The organism is Vreelandella populi (genome assembly GCF_003989825.1).
Taxonomy (GTDB): Bacteria; Pseudomonadota; Gammaproteobacteria; order Pseudomonadales; family Halomonadaceae; genus Vreelandella; species Vreelandella populi.
On record NZ_RZHE01000015.1, the window covers coordinates 162,289 to 178,260 of the forward strand.

General features: G+C 56.6%; 14 protein-coding genes. 8 read left to right on the forward strand and 6 right to left on the reverse strand.

Annotation, left to right across the window (positions count from 1 at the left end; all coding sequences use genetic code 11):
* Positions 1-21: 21 nt before the first annotated feature.
* From ELY25_RS15390 to ELY25_RS15405, 4 genes are all read right to left on the reverse strand, one after another.
* A complete protein-coding gene (locus tag ELY25_RS15390) occupies positions 22-1,956 on the reverse strand; it encodes a TRAP transporter permease (RefSeq protein ID WP_236995751.1) in 1,935 nt (644 codons plus the stop codon).
* Between the two features lie 25 nt (positions 1,957-1,981).
* Positions 1,982-3,109, reverse strand: coding sequence for a TAXI family TRAP transporter solute-binding subunit (locus ELY25_RS15395; protein WP_126952150.1), 1,128 nt, complete (start codon positions 3,107-3,109; stop codon positions 1,982-1,984).
* 81 nt (positions 3,110-3,190) lie between these two features.
* Positions 3,191-4,387 (reverse strand): CaiB/BaiF CoA transferase family protein, encoded by a 1,197-nt coding sequence (locus tag ELY25_RS15400; RefSeq protein WP_126952151.1) that lies wholly within the window; start codon positions 4,385-4,387, stop codon positions 3,191-3,193.
* Positions 4,380-6,134: an acyl-CoA dehydrogenase family protein gene (locus ELY25_RS15405; RefSeq protein WP_126952152.1), complete on the reverse strand. Its 1,755-nt coding sequence runs from the start codon at positions 6,132-6,134 to the stop codon at positions 4,380-4,382. Before ELY25_RS15405 ends, ELY25_RS15400 begins: the two co-directional genes overlap by 8 nt.
* Positions 6,135-6,279: 145 nt before the next feature.
* Here ELY25_RS15405 and ELY25_RS15410 point away from each other — a divergent pair, with 145 nt between their 5' ends.
* From ELY25_RS15410 to madM, 8 genes are all read left to right on the forward strand, one after another.
* The gene (locus ELY25_RS15410; RefSeq protein ID WP_126952153.1) at positions 6,280-7,170 is read left to right on the forward strand and encodes a LysR family transcriptional regulator; all 891 of its coding nucleotides are present in this window, start codon (positions 6,280-6,282) and stop codon (positions 7,168-7,170) included.
* 110 nt (positions 7,171-7,280) lie between these two features.
* On the forward strand, positions 7,281-7,589 hold the full coding sequence (locus tag ELY25_RS18055) for a helix-turn-helix domain-containing protein (protein ID WP_236995752.1): 309 nt from the start codon (positions 7,281-7,283) through the stop codon (positions 7,587-7,589).
* Positions 7,520-7,729: a LysR substrate-binding domain-containing protein gene (locus ELY25_RS18150; protein WP_335808213.1), complete on the forward strand. Its 210-nt coding sequence runs from the start codon at positions 7,520-7,522 to the stop codon at positions 7,727-7,729. Before ELY25_RS18055 ends, ELY25_RS18150 begins: the two co-directional genes overlap by 70 nt.
* A gap of 197 nt (positions 7,730-7,926) precedes the next feature.
* Complete coding sequence (locus ELY25_RS15420; RefSeq protein ID WP_126952154.1) at positions 7,927-8,688, forward strand: SDR family NAD(P)-dependent oxidoreductase; 762 nt, start codon at positions 7,927-7,929, stop codon at positions 8,686-8,688.
* A gap of 362 nt (positions 8,689-9,050) precedes the next feature.
* Positions 9,051-10,388 (forward strand): malonyl-CoA decarboxylase, encoded by a 1,338-nt coding sequence (locus ELY25_RS15425; RefSeq protein ID WP_126952155.1) that lies wholly within the window; start codon positions 9,051-9,053, stop codon positions 10,386-10,388.
* A gap of 35 nt (positions 10,389-10,423) precedes the next feature.
* Entirely contained in the window at positions 10,424-11,965 is a 1,542-nt protein-coding gene (locus ELY25_RS15430; RefSeq protein WP_126952156.1) for a malonate--CoA ligase, read from the forward strand.
* Between the two features lie 91 nt (positions 11,966-12,056).
* On the forward strand, positions 12,057-12,542 hold the full coding sequence (madL, locus tag ELY25_RS15435; protein ID WP_126952157.1) for a malonate transporter subunit MadL: 486 nt from the start codon (positions 12,057-12,059) through the stop codon (positions 12,540-12,542).
* 15 nt (positions 12,543-12,557) lie between these two features.
* Entirely contained in the window at positions 12,558-13,319 is a 762-nt protein-coding gene (gene madM, locus ELY25_RS15440; protein ID WP_126952158.1) for a malonate transporter subunit MadM, read from the forward strand.
* A gap of 9 nt (positions 13,320-13,328) precedes the next feature.
* Here madM and ELY25_RS15445 read toward each other — a convergent pair whose 3' ends face one another.
* Positions 13,329-15,026, reverse strand: coding sequence for an ABC transporter permease (locus ELY25_RS15445; RefSeq protein WP_126952159.1), 1,698 nt, complete (start codon positions 15,024-15,026; stop codon positions 13,329-13,331).
* Complete coding sequence (locus ELY25_RS15450; RefSeq protein WP_236995753.1) at positions 15,023-15,961, reverse strand: ABC transporter substrate-binding protein; 939 nt, start codon at positions 15,959-15,961, stop codon at positions 15,023-15,025. The genes ELY25_RS15445 and ELY25_RS15450 overlap by 4 nt, the downstream gene beginning before the upstream one ends.
* Positions 15,962-15,972 lie beyond the last annotated feature (11 nt).

Here is a 15,972-nt window from a genome sequence, read left to right on the forward strand (position 1 = left end):
ACCCGACAAGGGGCAAAGCGTTCATGGTTTATGACATACCTGGTCTAGCGGTGGCGGTGGCGAAGGCACTTGCCTTGCTTGACGCAAAAACGCCACACCATACGTGACTACTAACATTCCAAGCCCCAGCAAATCGCTTCGGCCTTCCGGATACATCATTAGTAGTGCCGCTATCAGCAGTGCCCCTCTTAAGGGCCAAGAAACGGAGCCGACGCGGTACAGATAGCCTTCCATCGCCGCCGCCACCAGCCAGATAGCGGTTAGAGCTGTTAACGTGGAGACAACAATATCGAACACCTCGCCCTGGAGAATCAATGAAGGGTTAAGAACAAACAGAAAAGGCAGTACAAATAGCACCCCACCCAGGCGCACCGCATGCAGACTGGTGCGCGTATTATTGGCACCTGCCACGCCTGCGGCGGTGATAGCAGCAAGCGCCACCGGTGGCGTGATATACGAGAGCATGCCCCAGTAAAGAATGAACAGGTGACTGCCCAGAGGATTCAATCCAGCCCCCACTAATGCAGGCGCCAGAAGAATGGACAAAAAGATATAGCAAGCACTTACAGTCATTCCCATACCCAGAATGAAACTGGTTACCGCTCCGGCTGCCAGCATTAACGGTATGCTGTCGCCCGCATAAAGCAGTAACTCGCGGGAGAAAGCGCCCGCCACGCCAGTGTAGGAGAGCCCACCGACCACTAGACCAATACCTGCGAGCACCGCGACCAGGTTGCCCACGCCATGAGCAAGTTGATAGAAGAACTCACCCAACTGCTTTAATCCTAGCCGCTTCTGTCGGCGAAACAGTGCAATGCCCAGCAATACGAGTGTCGCGTAATAGGGTGCTTGGCTCTCCAGACGCATGGCCAGAAGCATATAAATCAGCACAGCCAGGCTCAATAGATAAGGCCATCCGGCCACCAGCGTGGTACCAATTCTAGGAATATCCTTGGCGGGCATTCCCTGAAGCCCTTTTCGCGCTGCGTAGTGATCCACCTGCAGCAGCAGCGCCAGATAGAACAAGATCGCCGGCAGTAGCGCCGCTATCATTACCTCGCCATAACTCACTCCCAGAAACGAGGCCATGATAAACGCCACCGCTCCCATGACCGGCGGCATCAACGTTCCCCCAGTGGAGGCGCAGGCTTCCACTGCGGCGGCGTACTCAGGCTTATAGCCACTGCGCTTCATGGCGGGAATAGTGATCGTCCCGGTCGTTAAAATATTGGAAACGGCGCTCCCAGAGAGGCTACCCATGAAAGCACTGGAGACCACCGCCACTTTGGCAGGGCCGCCGCGGCTTCGCCCCATCAAAGCCGTGGCGAAATTCATGAAAAACTCACCACCGCCTGTAATGGTAAGCGCAATACCGAAGACGACAAAGCCAACAATCAGATTGGCCACCACCTGCATGGGCACGCCAACAATGCTTTCAGCGCCCATCACGTGAGCACGAATGGTTTCACCCAGCTCAAACCCGTTGCTCCACAGAAAACCCGGCATATAGCCTGCATAGAGCGGATAAGCACCGAATATTAGCGCCACTGCAAAGATGGCCCAGCCTCCACAGCGCCGCACGCCCTCCAGTACGAGTAATAGCATCATGGTAGCGATGAGCGTCGCCGAAAGCGGAGCGAAGTACTCCCATCCCTGCTGGGTCATACGCAGTCCATTGAGCCCGAGGTAAAGGCTGCCACCTAACGCGGCGGCGGCCAACAGCCAGTCGTACCAAGGCAAGCGCTCGCTATCGGTCTGACGGGCAGGGAAAATCAACAGAGCTACTGCCAGAAAAATTCCAATCAAGTAGTAGATAAAGGCATTCCCGATGGGGTAGAAGCCGAATAACTTAAGCGCAAAGGTCTGATTGATCGTCATCAATAGACCCAGCCCACCAAGCCCCATTACGACCCAGCGGGCGACTCCGCTCATGCGCGCCTGGCTTGCATCACTCATGACGACACTCCTCTATAGGCCGACTTTAAAGCTCGTCGATGACCTGTTGGCGACGCTCTTCCCAGCGTTCGGCCAGCGCATCGCCGTTCAGGTTAGCCTCTTCTTCGAGAAGTGAACTCCAAGCGTTTTTGAGTGCTTCAAGCCGCGCCAAGCGTGCATCGTTCCAAGCTTGCATATCCTCATCCCAAAGCCCTTTCTCTTGCATATAGCGAACGGCGCCTGGGTGGAACGGAATATCGATAGGTGGCACGCCAGCGTCTTCGATGGACCAACGCTTAATAGCAGCGGTGGCGTCACGATAAAGGTCGTAGCTTTCATCCAGCGCTCCAATCAACTGATAGACCTGTTCTTCGTCTTGATCCGCCATAGTGACGATGATGGGATAACGGTAGGCCAGCATATTGGCGGGAGAGTCTTCGGAAAGTCCCGCACCGATCGTTTCGGTGAACGGCTGAAAGACCGGTGCTACCTGGTTCATGCGCGACCACCCCTGTTCGTCATCGGCAGGAATATCTACCCAACGAATGCCACGCGAGGACTCTTCCAGCTCGTATAGTTGGCTGGCCGTGGTGGTGGTGCAGGTGGCATCAGCGCGACCTTCGACCAAAGAACTCATGGCAGCGCCGTGAGTGGGGAACATCACTGCATCGACGTCATCGCGTGTCAGCCCGCCGAAGGCAAGGATAGCGTCGCACTTTACGTTGACCGAAGGATTGCCGGCCACGTAAGCCACTCGCTTGCCCTGCAAATCTTGCAGAGTGTGTATATTCGCATCGGCCGCGGAAGGAACGCCGAAGGTGGAGGGGCGCCCCGCAATCGCCCTCAGATCCTGAGGTCCCCAGCGCCGATCACTGAAATCGTAGAGCCCTTCTGTCGCGAAAAAGGATTCGGTGGCTAAAAACGCATAGTCGGCGCGCCCACTTAACAGCGGCTGAAGCCGCCCGATAGCAGAACCCGCGGGCTGAATACGAACACGTGTGTTATAAGCGCGGCCAAAAGCATCAGCGATGGCTGAAGCCTCCGAATGCCCTTGGGAGCCTACATCGTAGGCCGTCCAGGTCATGGTATTAGGCAGCTCGGCTGCTGATGCAACACCAGAAAAGACAACAAAAATGGTCGATAAAAGGCCGGTGGCCAGGCGTGTACTTGTCATGGAAGTGATCTCGCGTTGTGTTATTTTTGGAATAGCTATTGACTTACATATTTTCGTATCGAGCGATAATTCGTGGGCCGCTCAAGCTCGCAGCGCCACTGGCAATATGCCCTTTTCCTTTAATGCATCGATCTGCTCTTGAGTCAGCCCTACCTCCTTGAGGATGGTATCGGTATGTTCGCCAAACCGCGGCGGCGGTGTAGTATAGCTAGAGGGCGTTCGCGCCAGCTTGATCGGCGAGCCGGTACCCTTGTATGCACCTATTTCGATCACCATGTTGCGGTGCTGAGTATGTGGGTGCTCCAAGGCCTGAGACGTATTCAGGACCGGCCCGCAAGGCACGCCGCTTCGCATCAGTTGTTCGGCGAGTGTAACGCCGTCGCGGCTGGCCATGGCCGTCTCGAGCATTTCGCGAAGCGCCTCACGGTTGCAAAGACGCGCACCGTTACTAGCAAAGCGGTCATCGGTAAGTAGCTCGTTACAATCGAGCTGTTCGCAAAGGCGAGCGAACTGGGCGTTGTTACCTACCGCGAGGAAAACGGGTTGGGTGGCGGTGCGGCATACCTCGTATGGCGCGATATTAGGATGTTCGTTGCCGGTGCGCCGCGGCTGAGGCCCTCCGTAGAAAACGTTCGGAAAATGAGGATGCATCAAGGAGAGCCCCGAATCGAACAGCGCCGCCTCGACGAACTGGCCCTTTCCACTGCGTGTACGTTCGTGAAGCGCCAGCGTGATACCGATCACCGCGTTTAGCCCGGTAACGATATCCACCACCGGTAAGCCAACGCGTAAGGGCTCGCCGCCCTTCTCGCCGTTAACGCTCATCAATCCGGCCATCGCTTGAATGATAGCGTCGTAACCCGGTAATCCCCCCATGGGACCGTCGGCGCCGAAACCGCTGATTCGGCACTGGATCAGGTGGGGAAAGCGCTCGTTCAGAGTATCGAAACCCAGCCCCCACTTCTCGAGCGTGCCGGGTTTGAAGTTTTCCACCAGTACATCTGCACTTGCCAGCAGTTGAAGCAGTACAGCCTGACCATCGGGGTGGCGAAGATCGAGTGCCATGCCGCGTTTGCTTCGATTTAAGCCATGAAAGTAAGAGGCCGCATCGCCCTCGAAGGGAGGTCCCCAACCACGGGTTTCATCCCCGCTGGGCGGCTCGACCTTGATGACATCGGCACCGTAATCGCCCAGCACCTGGGTGCAGTAAGGCCCGCCCAGCACCCGGCTTAGATCGATTACTTTGATATCGCTTAGTGCGCCCATTGCCTTAGTCATAGGCTGCCTCCACCTGACGCGCCAGCATGTCTACTGACACCAGGGCCTCTACCTGCTCGTCGCTCATTGGTGCCTCTTCAAGTAGTATCGTCAGGGCATCGCCCGATTCCGAGCGCGGAGCAAGCGGCGAGCTAGGCAATAGCTTATGGCGGACGACCAAACGTGCCAACGCCAGTCTGCGCTTGTCATTGCACACTTGATACGCCTCCCAGGCGAGCAGGATCGCCGAAGTGACGTGATACAGGCCGCTGGCGATGCGCCGTGCATCCGCGTCGTGCTCGTTTTCCAGCGCCAACGCTTCGACCCCGGCCACGGCGCTTGCGAGCAGCGCCTTGAAAAGCGCTCGTTCGCTGTCGCCGAGCGCGATCTCGTCGAGCCGCGCACTCAGGTACTCCGCCAGCACAGGCAGGGTCTGCTCTCGCCTCACAGCACGGAATACATCGAGGGCGACGATGTTACTTGTGCCCTCCCAAATAGAGCCCAGGTGAGCATCGCGCAATACGCGCGCATCGGACCACTCTTCGATATAGCCGCACCCGCCGCGTACTTCCATGCCGTCGCCGGCCACCTTGCGCGCATCTCGCGTGGTGCGAAATTTGATCATAGGCGTAAGAATTCGCAGAAGCTTTACCGCCTGGGCATCGCCCGCATCGGCACGACGCAGGCACTCGGCGGTGTGAAACACTAAGGTTCGTCCCTGCTCGGCGGTCACCATCATCTTACTGAGCTGACGCTGCATTAGCGGCATATGCATCAGCTGTTTACCGAATGCGCTGCGGTGGCGAGCAATAAACAGTGCTTCATTGAGCGAGCGGCGCATCAGCCCGGCCGAACGTACGCCGTTGGAGAGGCGCGACATATTGATCATGTCGGTCATTTGCTTAAAGCCCTGGCCCGGCTCGCCGACAACATAGGCCTCGGCACCTTCGAGAACGATCTCGCCACTAGCCATGGAGCGTGTACCCATCTTGTCTTTTAAGCGCACGATCCGGTAATGATTCAACTCGCCGTTGTCCAGGTGACGCGGCATCAGAAACAGGGTCAGGCCGCGGGTGCCTGCACCGCCCCCTTCGGGGCGGGCGAGCACCATCGCCAGTGCGGCATCGGGGTTGGAGCAGAACCATTTATCGCCGTACAACCGCCATTTGCCGTCCTCTTGGCGAGCTCTAGTCGTGATGGCGCCCACATCGGAACCCGCGTCCTGCTCGGTCATGAACATGGCACCTTGGTGGTTGTTCGCCATATCTTGGGACGTCAGGGAATCCAAGTAGCGCGTTACCAAGGCGTCGTCGCCGAACTTTCTGAGCGTTCGGGTCAACGCATCGGTCATACTCAGAGGGCAGCAAAGACCGAATTCCGCCTGCACGAACAGATAGGTCAAGGCGTACTTGACCAAAGCGGGCATCGGCTCCGGCCAGTCGAGCACGCCGCCTCGGTGGGACATGGCCGCCAAGCCGAACCGGCCGTAGGCGTACGCTTCCAGACGCTGATAGGCGGGATGCTTACGGATTTCCTGAACCTCGGCACCGTTACGTCGACGAAGGACTAGCTTAGGCGGCGCTTGATCTGCTTCGAGGGCAAGTGTCTCCAGTTCCCCCCCTGCCAGCTCTCCCATCTCGCTTAGATACGGTTCAAGGTGACGACGTAGTGAAGCGGGTAAATAAACATCCAGCAGTTGGGAAAGACTCGGATCGCTCCGATAACTGTTCTGTCCCCAGGCATCAGGAATATTACGATGAATAGGCATGTTCAAAATGTGTACCTCTTGGGCTTATTATATGTTTTCCCCTCACATTAAGCGGGTAATTGCGCCGTCTCCAATACTGTTTTGAGATTCATTGATACAGTTTTGTGTATGATTAAAATCTGGTGAATCACTTGGAGCTAATATCGTGGCGCTCACTTTTCGACAGCTAAGCTACTTTCTAGTGCTTTCGGAGGAGCTACACTTCGGCCGCGCAGCGCAGCGATTACATATCTCTCAACCTCCGCTTAGCGCCAGCTTGCGACAGCTGGAGGGCGAACTGGGAGTAAAGCTATTGGAGCGCAGTAGCAAGCGGGTGGAACTGACCCCGGCGGGTGAGGCCTTTCAACATCAGGCGCGACGTATTCTAGGACAGCTCAAAGACTCTCAAGAGCTTGTCCAGCGTATTGCTGCCAGCGCCTCAGGCCTGGTCCGTGTAGGCTTTACCCCCGCGATGCTGTTTCGCGGCCTACCCGAGGTCATTACTAACATGAAAACACACTATCCAGGGATCGATATCCAACTGACTGAGCGCAACTCAGCGCAACAAGTTGATGCCGTTGTAGAGGAAAAGCTTGATATCGGTTTTATACACTCAATGCCCCTACCTGAAGGCATTGAGTCGCTGGTGCTCTCCGATGAATCTTTTCTCTGCTGCCTGCCAGCCCATCATCCTTTGGCTGCGCAACGGACCATAGCTATTAAAGCCCTCGCCAACGAGCCGATTATTATATTTGGCCGGGAACTGGCCCCTCATTACTACGACCGTATCATCAGCTTGTTTCACCATGAGGATGTCGACCCATATATCTGCCACGAAGTCTCGCACTGGCTAACGATTCTCGCTCTGGTGGCCAATGCTATGGGCGTGGCGCTGGTCCCTCAGTCACTTGCCAAAGCGGGCTTTATTAATGTGCGCTTTCTTCCTCTTGAGGATGTGACGACAAGCCACCAGTCTCACTGTATCTGGCGGGGTGATATGCTGTATGAAAGCCGTGATCTTCTACTAAAGTGCCTAAAAGAGCACCTGAGCAGTTAGCTGTTTACAAAACTCTACTGACGCTTTTACTTGAATAGTCTGTTCTTAGCCTATCAAGCAGTTTTGTTAAACGATTTCGATGACTCAATCTATTTAAATGGCTTTCTCCTATGCTTAACCAGCGCGTCCTGACGTATCTGAACGAAGTGATCCGGCGTGGGTCATTGCGTCGTGCCGCGGCGCATCTGGACGTTGCCCCCTCGGCGCTTAGCCGCCAAATCAAAGCGCTTGAAGAAACCCTGGATACCAAACTTTGCGAGCGTCATGGTAGCGGTATGCGCGCCACCCAGGCCGGGCAGCTGCTAGTACATCATTTCCATACTCAGCGCGCCCAAGAAGAAGCTGTGCTATGGAACTGCAGGGGCTGGCGCGGGGGGATGTGCGAATTGCCGTGGGCGAAGGGTTTATCGCGGATCTGATTGCTAAGCCTCTGGGTGATTTCATGTCAACATTTAGTGGTATCAATGTCGAGATTCGCATGGCAGGTGTCAATGAGGCCATGTCTCTGCTTAAAGACCATGAGGTAGAACTGGCATTACTTTATGCCTCCCCCGGTTGATCCAGCACTTTACTGCAACGTGGAAACCTGACAACCGCTGGATCTAATCGTCCCGCCTGGCCACCCAAAGGGGTAACGTTTGTTCTGAATGCCAAATAGCTAACGGCTAGGTAAATAGCCATCAAACCTTCATTAAACACGCCGAAACAGGCTACATTAGAGCTGTGCTATTTGCCCACCACAAAGGAGTCATCGCGATGCCTAGCGTTTTAATTACCGGTGCTACTTCCGGCTTTGGTAAAGCCGCCGCACAGCGGTTTGCACAGTCCGGCTGGTCATTAATTCTGACCGGCCGTCGGGAAGAGCGCTTAAAGGCGCTGGAGGAGGAGCTTTCCAAGCAGGTGCCGGTACTCACCCTGACGCTGGACGTTCGCGATAGCGATGCCGTGACCAAGGCGCTTGGCGAGTTGCCCGAACAATTTTTACCGCTGACCTGCCTGATCAACAACGCAGGCCTGGCACTGGCCCCGGAACCCGCGCAAAAGGTCGATCTTAAAGACTGGCATACCATGATCGATACCAATATCACCGGGTTGGTCAACGTGACCCACGCGGCTCTACCGTTGCTGCTGGCGAATGACGAAGGCGCCAGCATTCTGAATCTGGGTTCGGTGGCGGGCCAGTGGCCTTATCCCGGCGGCCATGTGTATGGCGCATCCAAGGCGTTTGTTCAACAGTTCAGCTATAACCTGCGCTGTGATTTGCTGGGCACCGGCGTCCGTGTCACTGACCTAGCCCCCGGCATGGCGGAAACCGAGTTCACCCTGGTGCGCACTAAAGGTAATCAGGAGGCGTCTGACGCACTTTACCGCGGCACCACGCCGCTCCAGGCCGAAGATATTGCCGAGCAGCTCTACTATCTCGCCACACTGCCTGCACATATCAATATCAACCGGTTGGAGATCATGCCCGTACGTCAGGCATGGTCACCGTTTAACATTAACCGTGACCCTGAGTGATAGCTGAACGCCGGTAAACCACGTAAACCCTTTTAAGCTGCTGCACGCAAGCCCTTCTTTAAGGCACTCGTTTGCATCAACGCTTGAGCGTACAGCAGCTTCACAATACCTGCCTCAAACCCCTGAACTTTATTCTGCACAGTTCTTTTCGCCTGGCCTTGCGCCCTCTCTTATTGTCGCAGCTGCGCCCTGCTGCCTTCAGCGCCGTCTTCACCCTATGTCTAACGCGCATCTATTGACCTATATATCTTAAACCTCTATTTGTTATATATAACAAAGCATCTGATAAATCTCTCTAGCACCATAAAGCGTGTGCTGCTAGGGAACCGTCCATCCAGAGGTCGATGTGCATGAATGTGAACATGACGTTTCTTCAAGGACTACTCTCCAACATCAGCACGCGTACTCGCCTGTTGGGCAACGCCTCGAAGGCCGTGCAAGGGAGCGATGCCCATTTGCATGCTCTCTCCTCAGCTTGTGAAACACTGATGCAACGCGGGGGCGAAGCCTCTCAGATAATGACGGCACAAAGCGCCCTAACCCATTATCAGCAGCTTGAAGAAGAAGAGCGTCAGGCTTTTTTTAAACTGCTGGCCGATGAGTATGCCGCCGAGCCCCAGGCGATTCACGCAGCCTATAAGGCCTACTGCGACTCTGAAGATAACGCGGCGCTTGAGAAGTTGTTTAATGCCTGTGAACCACGCCGCCAGGATTTACTGCGCCGTTTGAATCTTTGCCCAGGCGGTACCTTTGAGCTGGTTAAAATGCGTGCCGACCTGCTCAAGCAGTTGCGTCATGAACCTGATCTTGCCGCACTGAACAGCGATTTTTCTCACCTGTTCAACTCCTGGTTCAACCGGGGCTTTCTGGTGCTGGAGAGCATTGACTGGAACACCCCCGCCGCCGTGCTGGAAAAATTGATCCAATACGAAGCGGTGCATGCCATCAGCGATTGGCGCGACCTGCGCCGTCGGCTGGACCCGGAGGATCGCCGCTGCTATGCCTTCTTTCACCCGGCAACCGGAGACGAGCCGCTTATCTTCGTGGAAGTGGCGCTATGCAAAGGTATTCCGGACAACGTCCAACGCATTCTGGAGCACGGTGAAGAAGTGCCCATGGATGAAGCTGACACCGCCGTGTTTTATAGCATCAGCAACTGCCAGGCGGGGCTCAAGGGCGTATCGTTCGGCAACTTCCTGATCAAGCAGGTAGTGCAGGAGCTGAGCCGCGAGCTCCCCCAGCTCAAGAACTTCGTCACCCTCTCACCGGTGCCGGGCTTTGCCGACTGGCTTGCCGAGCATCGCACCTCGCAGGCGGTAACGCTTTCCCAGCCGCTGCAAACTTTTCTTGAGTCCAACGAAAGCGTCGACCTGCCGGCCGCCGTGCACAAGGAGTTCATGCGCCTGGCGGCCCGCTACTTGGTAGAGGCCAAGCACCGCAGCGGTCAGCCGCTCAATCCTGTTGCGCGTTTTCATCTAGGCAACGGCGCCAGCCTTCACCGGCTTAACTGGCTGGGGGATACCTCATCCAAAGGCATGCAGCAAGCCCACGGGCTGATGGTCAACTATCTCTATCAACTTGACCGTATTGAGCAAAACCATGAAGCCTACACCCGCAACCACAGCGTGGTATGTGCCAATGATATTCGCCGCCTGGCAGGCCAGGCCGATCAGTACTTCAGTACCGAAGCGAGCGCTTGATAGCGGCCGCTGTTGCAAAATAATAAGGAATCGTCATGAATCACAATCTCTATCTGCAGTTCTACCCGCATTTTGAGCGCCAGCCTAACAAGGTGTTGATGGATACGCTTAATGGTCAGCGCTACCGGTATGCCGACGTGCTCGCGACCAGTCGCAAAATGGCCAGCGTACTGCTTGAGCTAGGCGTTTCACCCGGCGACCGGGTTGCCGTGCAGGTTGATAAAAGCCCTGAAATTGTCATGCTGTATCTTGCCTGCCTACAGGTAGGCGCGGTCTATCTGCCGCTCAATACGGCGTATACCGACAGCGAAATTGGCTACTTTCTACAAGATGCCGAGCCTCATCTTTACATCTGTCGGCCACAGGTACTTACAGAGGCCAAGCGCAATGCGAGCGCGTCTGGCGTTGCTCAAGTCGAAAGCCTGGGCACCCAGGCCGACGGCAGCCTGATGGACAAAGTCGTAAGCGCCCAGGAAACGGAGACAGTCTGTGAGGTGGGCGAAGACGAACTGGCCGCGATTTTATATACCTCCGGCACTACCGGACGTTCCAAGGGCGCCATGCTCAGTCATAAGAACCTGGCTTCTAACAGCCAGGCGCTGAGCGAGGCATGGCACTATACCGATCAGGACCACCTGATCCATGCGCTGCCGATTTTCCATACCCATGGTCTTTTTGTGGCGTGCAACATCACGCTGATCAACGGTGCCTCAATGACGTTTTTGCCCAAGCTGGACGTCGATGAACTGCTGGATCTCATGCCCCACGCCACCGTGCTGATGGGCGTGCCCACTTTCTATACCCGCCTGCTTGCCTCCGAGCGCCTGAACCGCGAGGTGGTTGCCAATATGCGCCTGTTCATCTCCGGCTCAGCGCCGCTGCTGGCCGAGACGCACGAGGCGTTCGAAGAACGTACCGGTCACGCCATTCTCGAGCGCTACGGCATGACCGAAACCAACATGAATACTTCCAATCCCTACGACGGCAAGCGCCGCCCGGGCACGGTGGGCCTACCGCTTCCGGGGGTGGAAGTACGTATTGCGGATCGTGAAAGCGGTAAAGCGGTTGCCCCGGGCGAAACCGGTATGGTCGAGATGCGTGGCCCGAACGTGTTTCAGGGGTACTGGCGCATGCCGGAAAAAACCCAGGCAGAGTTTCGCGATGACGGCTTCTTCATTACCGGCGATCTGGGACTTATCGACGAGTATGGCTACCTGAATATTGTAGGCCGCGACAAGGACCTGGTGATCTCCGGTGGCTATAACGTTTACCCCAAAGAGGTAGAGCAGTTAATTGACGAGCTACCGGGTGTGGTCGAGTCTGCGGTCATCGGTGTACCGCATACCGACCTTGGTGAAGGCGTGGTTGCGGTGGTGGTACCCGATGCGTCCGAACCCGTGACGGAAGCCCAAGTGCTGGCAGCGCTTAAAGATCAGCTTGCCCGCTATAAACAGCCCAAACGGGTCTTCTTTGCCGATGCCCTGCCGCGTAATGTCATGGGCAAGGTGCAGAAGAACCAGCTGCGCAGTACCTATACCGATATCTTCAAAACTCAACCGGCCACGGCCAGCGCGTGATCAAACGTGCGCCGCAGGCAAGGAATGAGTCTGTCTGCGGCGTACCATCGAACTAGACCACTTCCAACAACGATAATACAGGAAGGTTGCCATGGTAATTTACGGTGTTGCACTTTTGGCAGGCTGCATGCTGGTGGGCCTGTGGGCTGGTGATGTGCTGGGCATACTGCTCGGCGTGGACTCCAACGTAGGTGGTGTTGGCATTGCCATGCTGATGCTGATTTTTCTGGGCGGATATCTGATGGATAAGAACAAGATGCCCGCCAGTACCGAAGACGGCATCAAGTTCTGGAACGGTATGTATATTCCTATCGTGGTAGCCATGGCCGCCAGCCAAGATGTGGCGGCGGCGTTTGATGGCGGCATGATTGCCCTGCTGGCAGCCCTTTTGGCGGTCATCGTAAGCTTTGCCCTGATCCCTTTTCTCAACCGGCTCGGCCGCGCCACTCCAGCCGAAAAGAAAGCCGGCGAAACCAAGGACATCGTGCCCGTGTCGCCAAAAGGCGCTAAAAAAGCCTTGAGCGCCTCATCGTCCCCTCATTCTCATGCCAGCGCTCGCGCGCGCCATGCCCGCTAACAAGAGGCCGCTATCATGATTGAATCACTAGTTACGCAACTTGAAAAACAGCACCTGATCGCCGCTTTTGCCCTGGTGGGCGGGGCCATGTATATCTCCTATCTGGTCAGCGACAAATTGACCAAAGGGCGCGTTCACGGCTCGGCGATTGCCATTATGGTGGGATTGGCACTGGCTTATTTCGGCGGCATTTATACCGGCGGCAGTAAAGGGCTTGCCGATATCAGTCTGTTCGCCGGGTTAGGCCTGATGGGCGGCGGCATGCTGCGCGACCTGGCTATTATTGCCACTGCTTATGGCGTTCGCTTTCAGGAGATTCGTGAGGCAGGCATCAGCGGCATTATTGCGCTGTTTCTGGGGGTAATCGTGTCCTTCATTGCAGGTGTTGCCGTGGCCTACGCGTTTGGTTACCGCGACCCGGTTTCCCTGACCACCATTGGCGCCGGTACCGTCACCTATATTGTTGGCCCTATTGCAGGTGCCTCCATTGGTGCACCTTCCGACATTATTGCCCTTTCGATTGCGGCAGGCCTGTTCAAGTCGATCTTGGTGATGATCCTAACCCCCATCGCTGCCCGGCATATCGGCCTGGACAACCCCCGCTCGGCGATGATCTTCGGCGGGTTGATGGGCACTACCAGCGGCGTGGCCGCCGGGCTTGCCGCCACCGATCCCAAACTTGTTCCCTATGGCGCCATGACGGCTACCTTCTATACCGGCCTTGGCGCGTTACTGGCACCCTCGGTTCTATATATTGCCGTACGCGCCGTGTTCTAGCGCTCCCAGCTAGCCCGTGACGGCTAACCGCTTGCGACTAAACGCGGTCAGCCCGACCAACAGCGCCGTGGTGGTAAAAATCGCCACGGCGCTCATGGCCATTCCGACGCCTGGCGAGCCTTGCTCAAACTGACCGAACACAAACGTTGAGACCGTGCGCATGCCCGCGGGCGCGACCATTAGTGAAGCCACCAGCTCCCGCGAGGCGATTGCAAATACCAGCAGCATGGCCACCAGCAGGCTGGGCGCCAGCGCAGGTAGCAAAATACGCCGAAACGTGGTCAGAAAACCCGCCCCGCATACGCGCGCGGCCGCCTCAAGACTCTCCCCCATTTGGCGAAACGCAGCGGATGCGTAGCGTACCGGGTAAGGCAGCAGCAGGCACGTATACGCCAGCAGCAACATCGCACTGGTGTTGTATACCTGGATGGGCCAATGGCTCTGGTTCCACGCCAGAATCAGCCCCACTGCCACCACGACGCCCGGCAGCGTATTGGGTAACAGCGACAGCAAATCCAGCAGGCCTTTACCGCGCACCTGAGCGCGTACCACCAAATACCCGACCAGCGCGCCTAACACGCCGGTAATCAAGGCAGCGCCCACCGCCAGACTCAAACTCGTGCCCAACGCCTGCATGGCACCGCCGCGATTAGCAAACAGCGCCTCAAAGTGGCGCAACGACAGGTTGTCGAGCACCAGTCCGCCTGACAGCGTTCCCGTCAGCGCCGTTGCCAATACGGCTAGAATGGGCACTACCACCGAAATGAACGCAACGGTTGAGAAAAGTACCATGACCGGCCATTTCCAACCGCCCAGTTCGGCGCGCTCCAGCACGGCGGGCTTACCGGTTTGGCTAATATAGGAACGCCGCGTTACCAGCCAGTGCTGGAAATAGAAAGCGCCCATGGCCAGCATGACCAGCAACAGCGAAAGCACTGCGGCCCCTGGAATATCAATCGGCCAATCGGAAAAGCGCTGGTGAATGCCGGTTACCAGAACGTAAAAGCCTGCCTGGGCACCCAGCATGGCGGGGGTCCCGAATTCTTCAATTGTCAGCGCGAAGACCAGCAGCAGGCTGGCCGCGATACCGGGCGTAGATAGGGGTAACGTGACCCGCCAGAGCGTCTTCCATTTATTGGCACCACAAACGCGCGCGGCTGACGCATAGCGACCGCCGACACTCAGCATGGTGCGCGAAACGGCAAAATAAACCACCGGAAACACGTTAAGCACCATGACAAACACGATGCCCGGAAAGGAGAACAGAAAGTGGTTCGCCTCCATGCCGGTCAGCTGCTGAGCGTAGCCCCTCGGCTGAAGCGTCAACATCCAGGAGAGAGCCGCGATATAGGGCGGAATCATGAAGGGGATCAGAAAGATGACATCCCACAAAGCGCCACCCGGCACGCGCGTTAATGCCCGCAGTGCCCCCAGAGGCACGGCCAGTAAGGCACAGGCGGCAACCACCACCAACCCCAAGCGCAGCGTATTACCTAATAGTTTGAGCAACGCGGGATCTAGCAGCGTGGGTATAAATAGCGTGAAGGCGCCCGAAAGATCCCCCCGTGTCCAATGGGGAAACACCGCCTGCAAAATGATATACCCAAGCGGCAACCCCACCAGCATTAACAGCGCCAGCGCAGTGAGCAGCAATACGCTGCCTGCCCCGGTTAACCGGGGCAGGCGTAGCCTCTTACCTACGCTCATTGATGGCCCGTCACGTCACGAAAACGGGATAGGATGGCATCGCGCTGAGCGTTCATTTCTTCGGCATCCACATCGATCAGCGTTAATTCGCCAAGTGTCGGGCGCAGGGCGTCAATATCATCACGCGCGGGCATCAAGTAGCTCTCTGCTACGCGCTTCTGGCCCTGTTCAGAAAGGACAAAGTCGACAAACTGTTCGGCTTCATCAGGCTGTGCAGTCGAGGCCAGAATCATCATGGGCCGGGGGGCGATCACCGTGCCGCTTTCAGGAAAAATGACGTCTATCGCCTCGCCATCGGCCTGTTGCCCAAGCGAAATATAGTCAACCGCGCCAAACACCACCGACTTGGCGCCCTGTAACACGGGATTAAGCGCACGCGCATTTGGCCCCGGCACGATCATGCCGTTATCCACCAGCGCTTCAAGTAACGACCATGTTCCTTCTTCACCCATGGAGGTCAAAAGCCCGGTGACCAGCTCGAAAGCCGCCCCGGATTGAGCCGGGTCAGGCATGGTGACCTGATTGGCATAGGCGGCGTCCGTCAGGTCGCTCCAATCCTTGGGTGCAGGCGAGTCACTGTTACGGTTCCAGACCAGGGCCAGGGCCGATACGCCTTGGGCAACGTAATAGTCTGTCTTTAGAAAATCCGGCACTTGGTTTGCATTGGCGGAAAGGTATTCGTGCAGCAGTCCTTCATCTGCTAACGACGTAGCACTGTCCCATGAAGCCGAAATAACCACATCCGCCAGCGGATTGGCACGCTCGGCCTCCAGGCGAGCCATCACCTGCCCGGTGGTGCTCTGGAAAACGTTCACAGCAATGCCGGTTTGCTCGGTAAAGTCCGCAGCCAGCCGCTCAATCAGCGCGTCCGGACCTGCAGAATAAACCGTTAAAGCCTGTGCCTGAGCACTTGCTCCTGTAGCTAATAACAACATACTCGTGAGGG

Bases quoted from the DNA above. Each gene is read 5' to 3' on its own strand.
- ELY25_RS18055 (WP_236995752.1), top strand. From the start codon at position 7,281: ATGCTTAACCAGCGCGTCCTGACGTATCTGAACGAAGTGATCCGGCGT.
- ELY25_RS15400 (WP_126952151.1), bottom strand. From the start codon at position 4,387: ATGACTAAGGCAATGGGCGCACTAAGCGATATCAAAGTAATCGATCTA.
- ELY25_RS15390 (WP_236995751.1), bottom strand. From the start codon at position 1,956: ATGAGTGATGCAAGCCAGGCGCGCATGAGCGGAGTCGCCCGCTGGGTC.
- ELY25_RS15430 (WP_126952156.1), top strand. From the start codon at position 10,424: ATGAATCACAATCTCTATCTGCAGTTCTACCCGCATTTTGAGCGCCAG.
- madM (WP_126952158.1), top strand. From the start codon at position 12,558: ATGATTGAATCACTAGTTACGCAACTTGAAAAACAGCACCTGATCGCC.
- madL (WP_126952157.1), top strand. From the start codon at position 12,057: ATGGTAATTTACGGTGTTGCACTTTTGGCAGGCTGCATGCTGGTGGGC.
- ELY25_RS15395 (WP_126952150.1), bottom strand. From the start codon at position 3,109: ATGACAAGTACACGCCTGGCCACCGGCCTTTTATCGACCATTTTTGTT.
- ELY25_RS15420 (WP_126952154.1), top strand. From the start codon at position 7,927: ATGCCTAGCGTTTTAATTACCGGTGCTACTTCCGGCTTTGGTAAAGCC.
- ELY25_RS15450 (WP_236995753.1), bottom strand. From the start codon at position 15,961: ATGTTGTTATTAGCTACAGGAGCAAGTGCTCAGGCACAGGCTTTAACG.
- ELY25_RS15405 (WP_126952152.1), bottom strand. From the start codon at position 6,134: ATGCCTATTCATCGTAATATTCCTGATGCCTGGGGACAGAACAGTTAT.
- ELY25_RS18150 (WP_335808213.1), top strand. From the start codon at position 7,520: ATGGAACTGCAGGGGCTGGCGCGGGGGGATGTGCGAATTGCCGTGGGC.
- ELY25_RS15425 (WP_126952155.1), top strand. From the start codon at position 9,051: ATGACGTTTCTTCAAGGACTACTCTCCAACATCAGCACGCGTACTCGC.
- ELY25_RS15445 (WP_126952159.1), bottom strand. From the start codon at position 15,026: ATGAGCGTAGGTAAGAGGCTACGCCTGCCCCGGTTAACCGGGGCAGGC.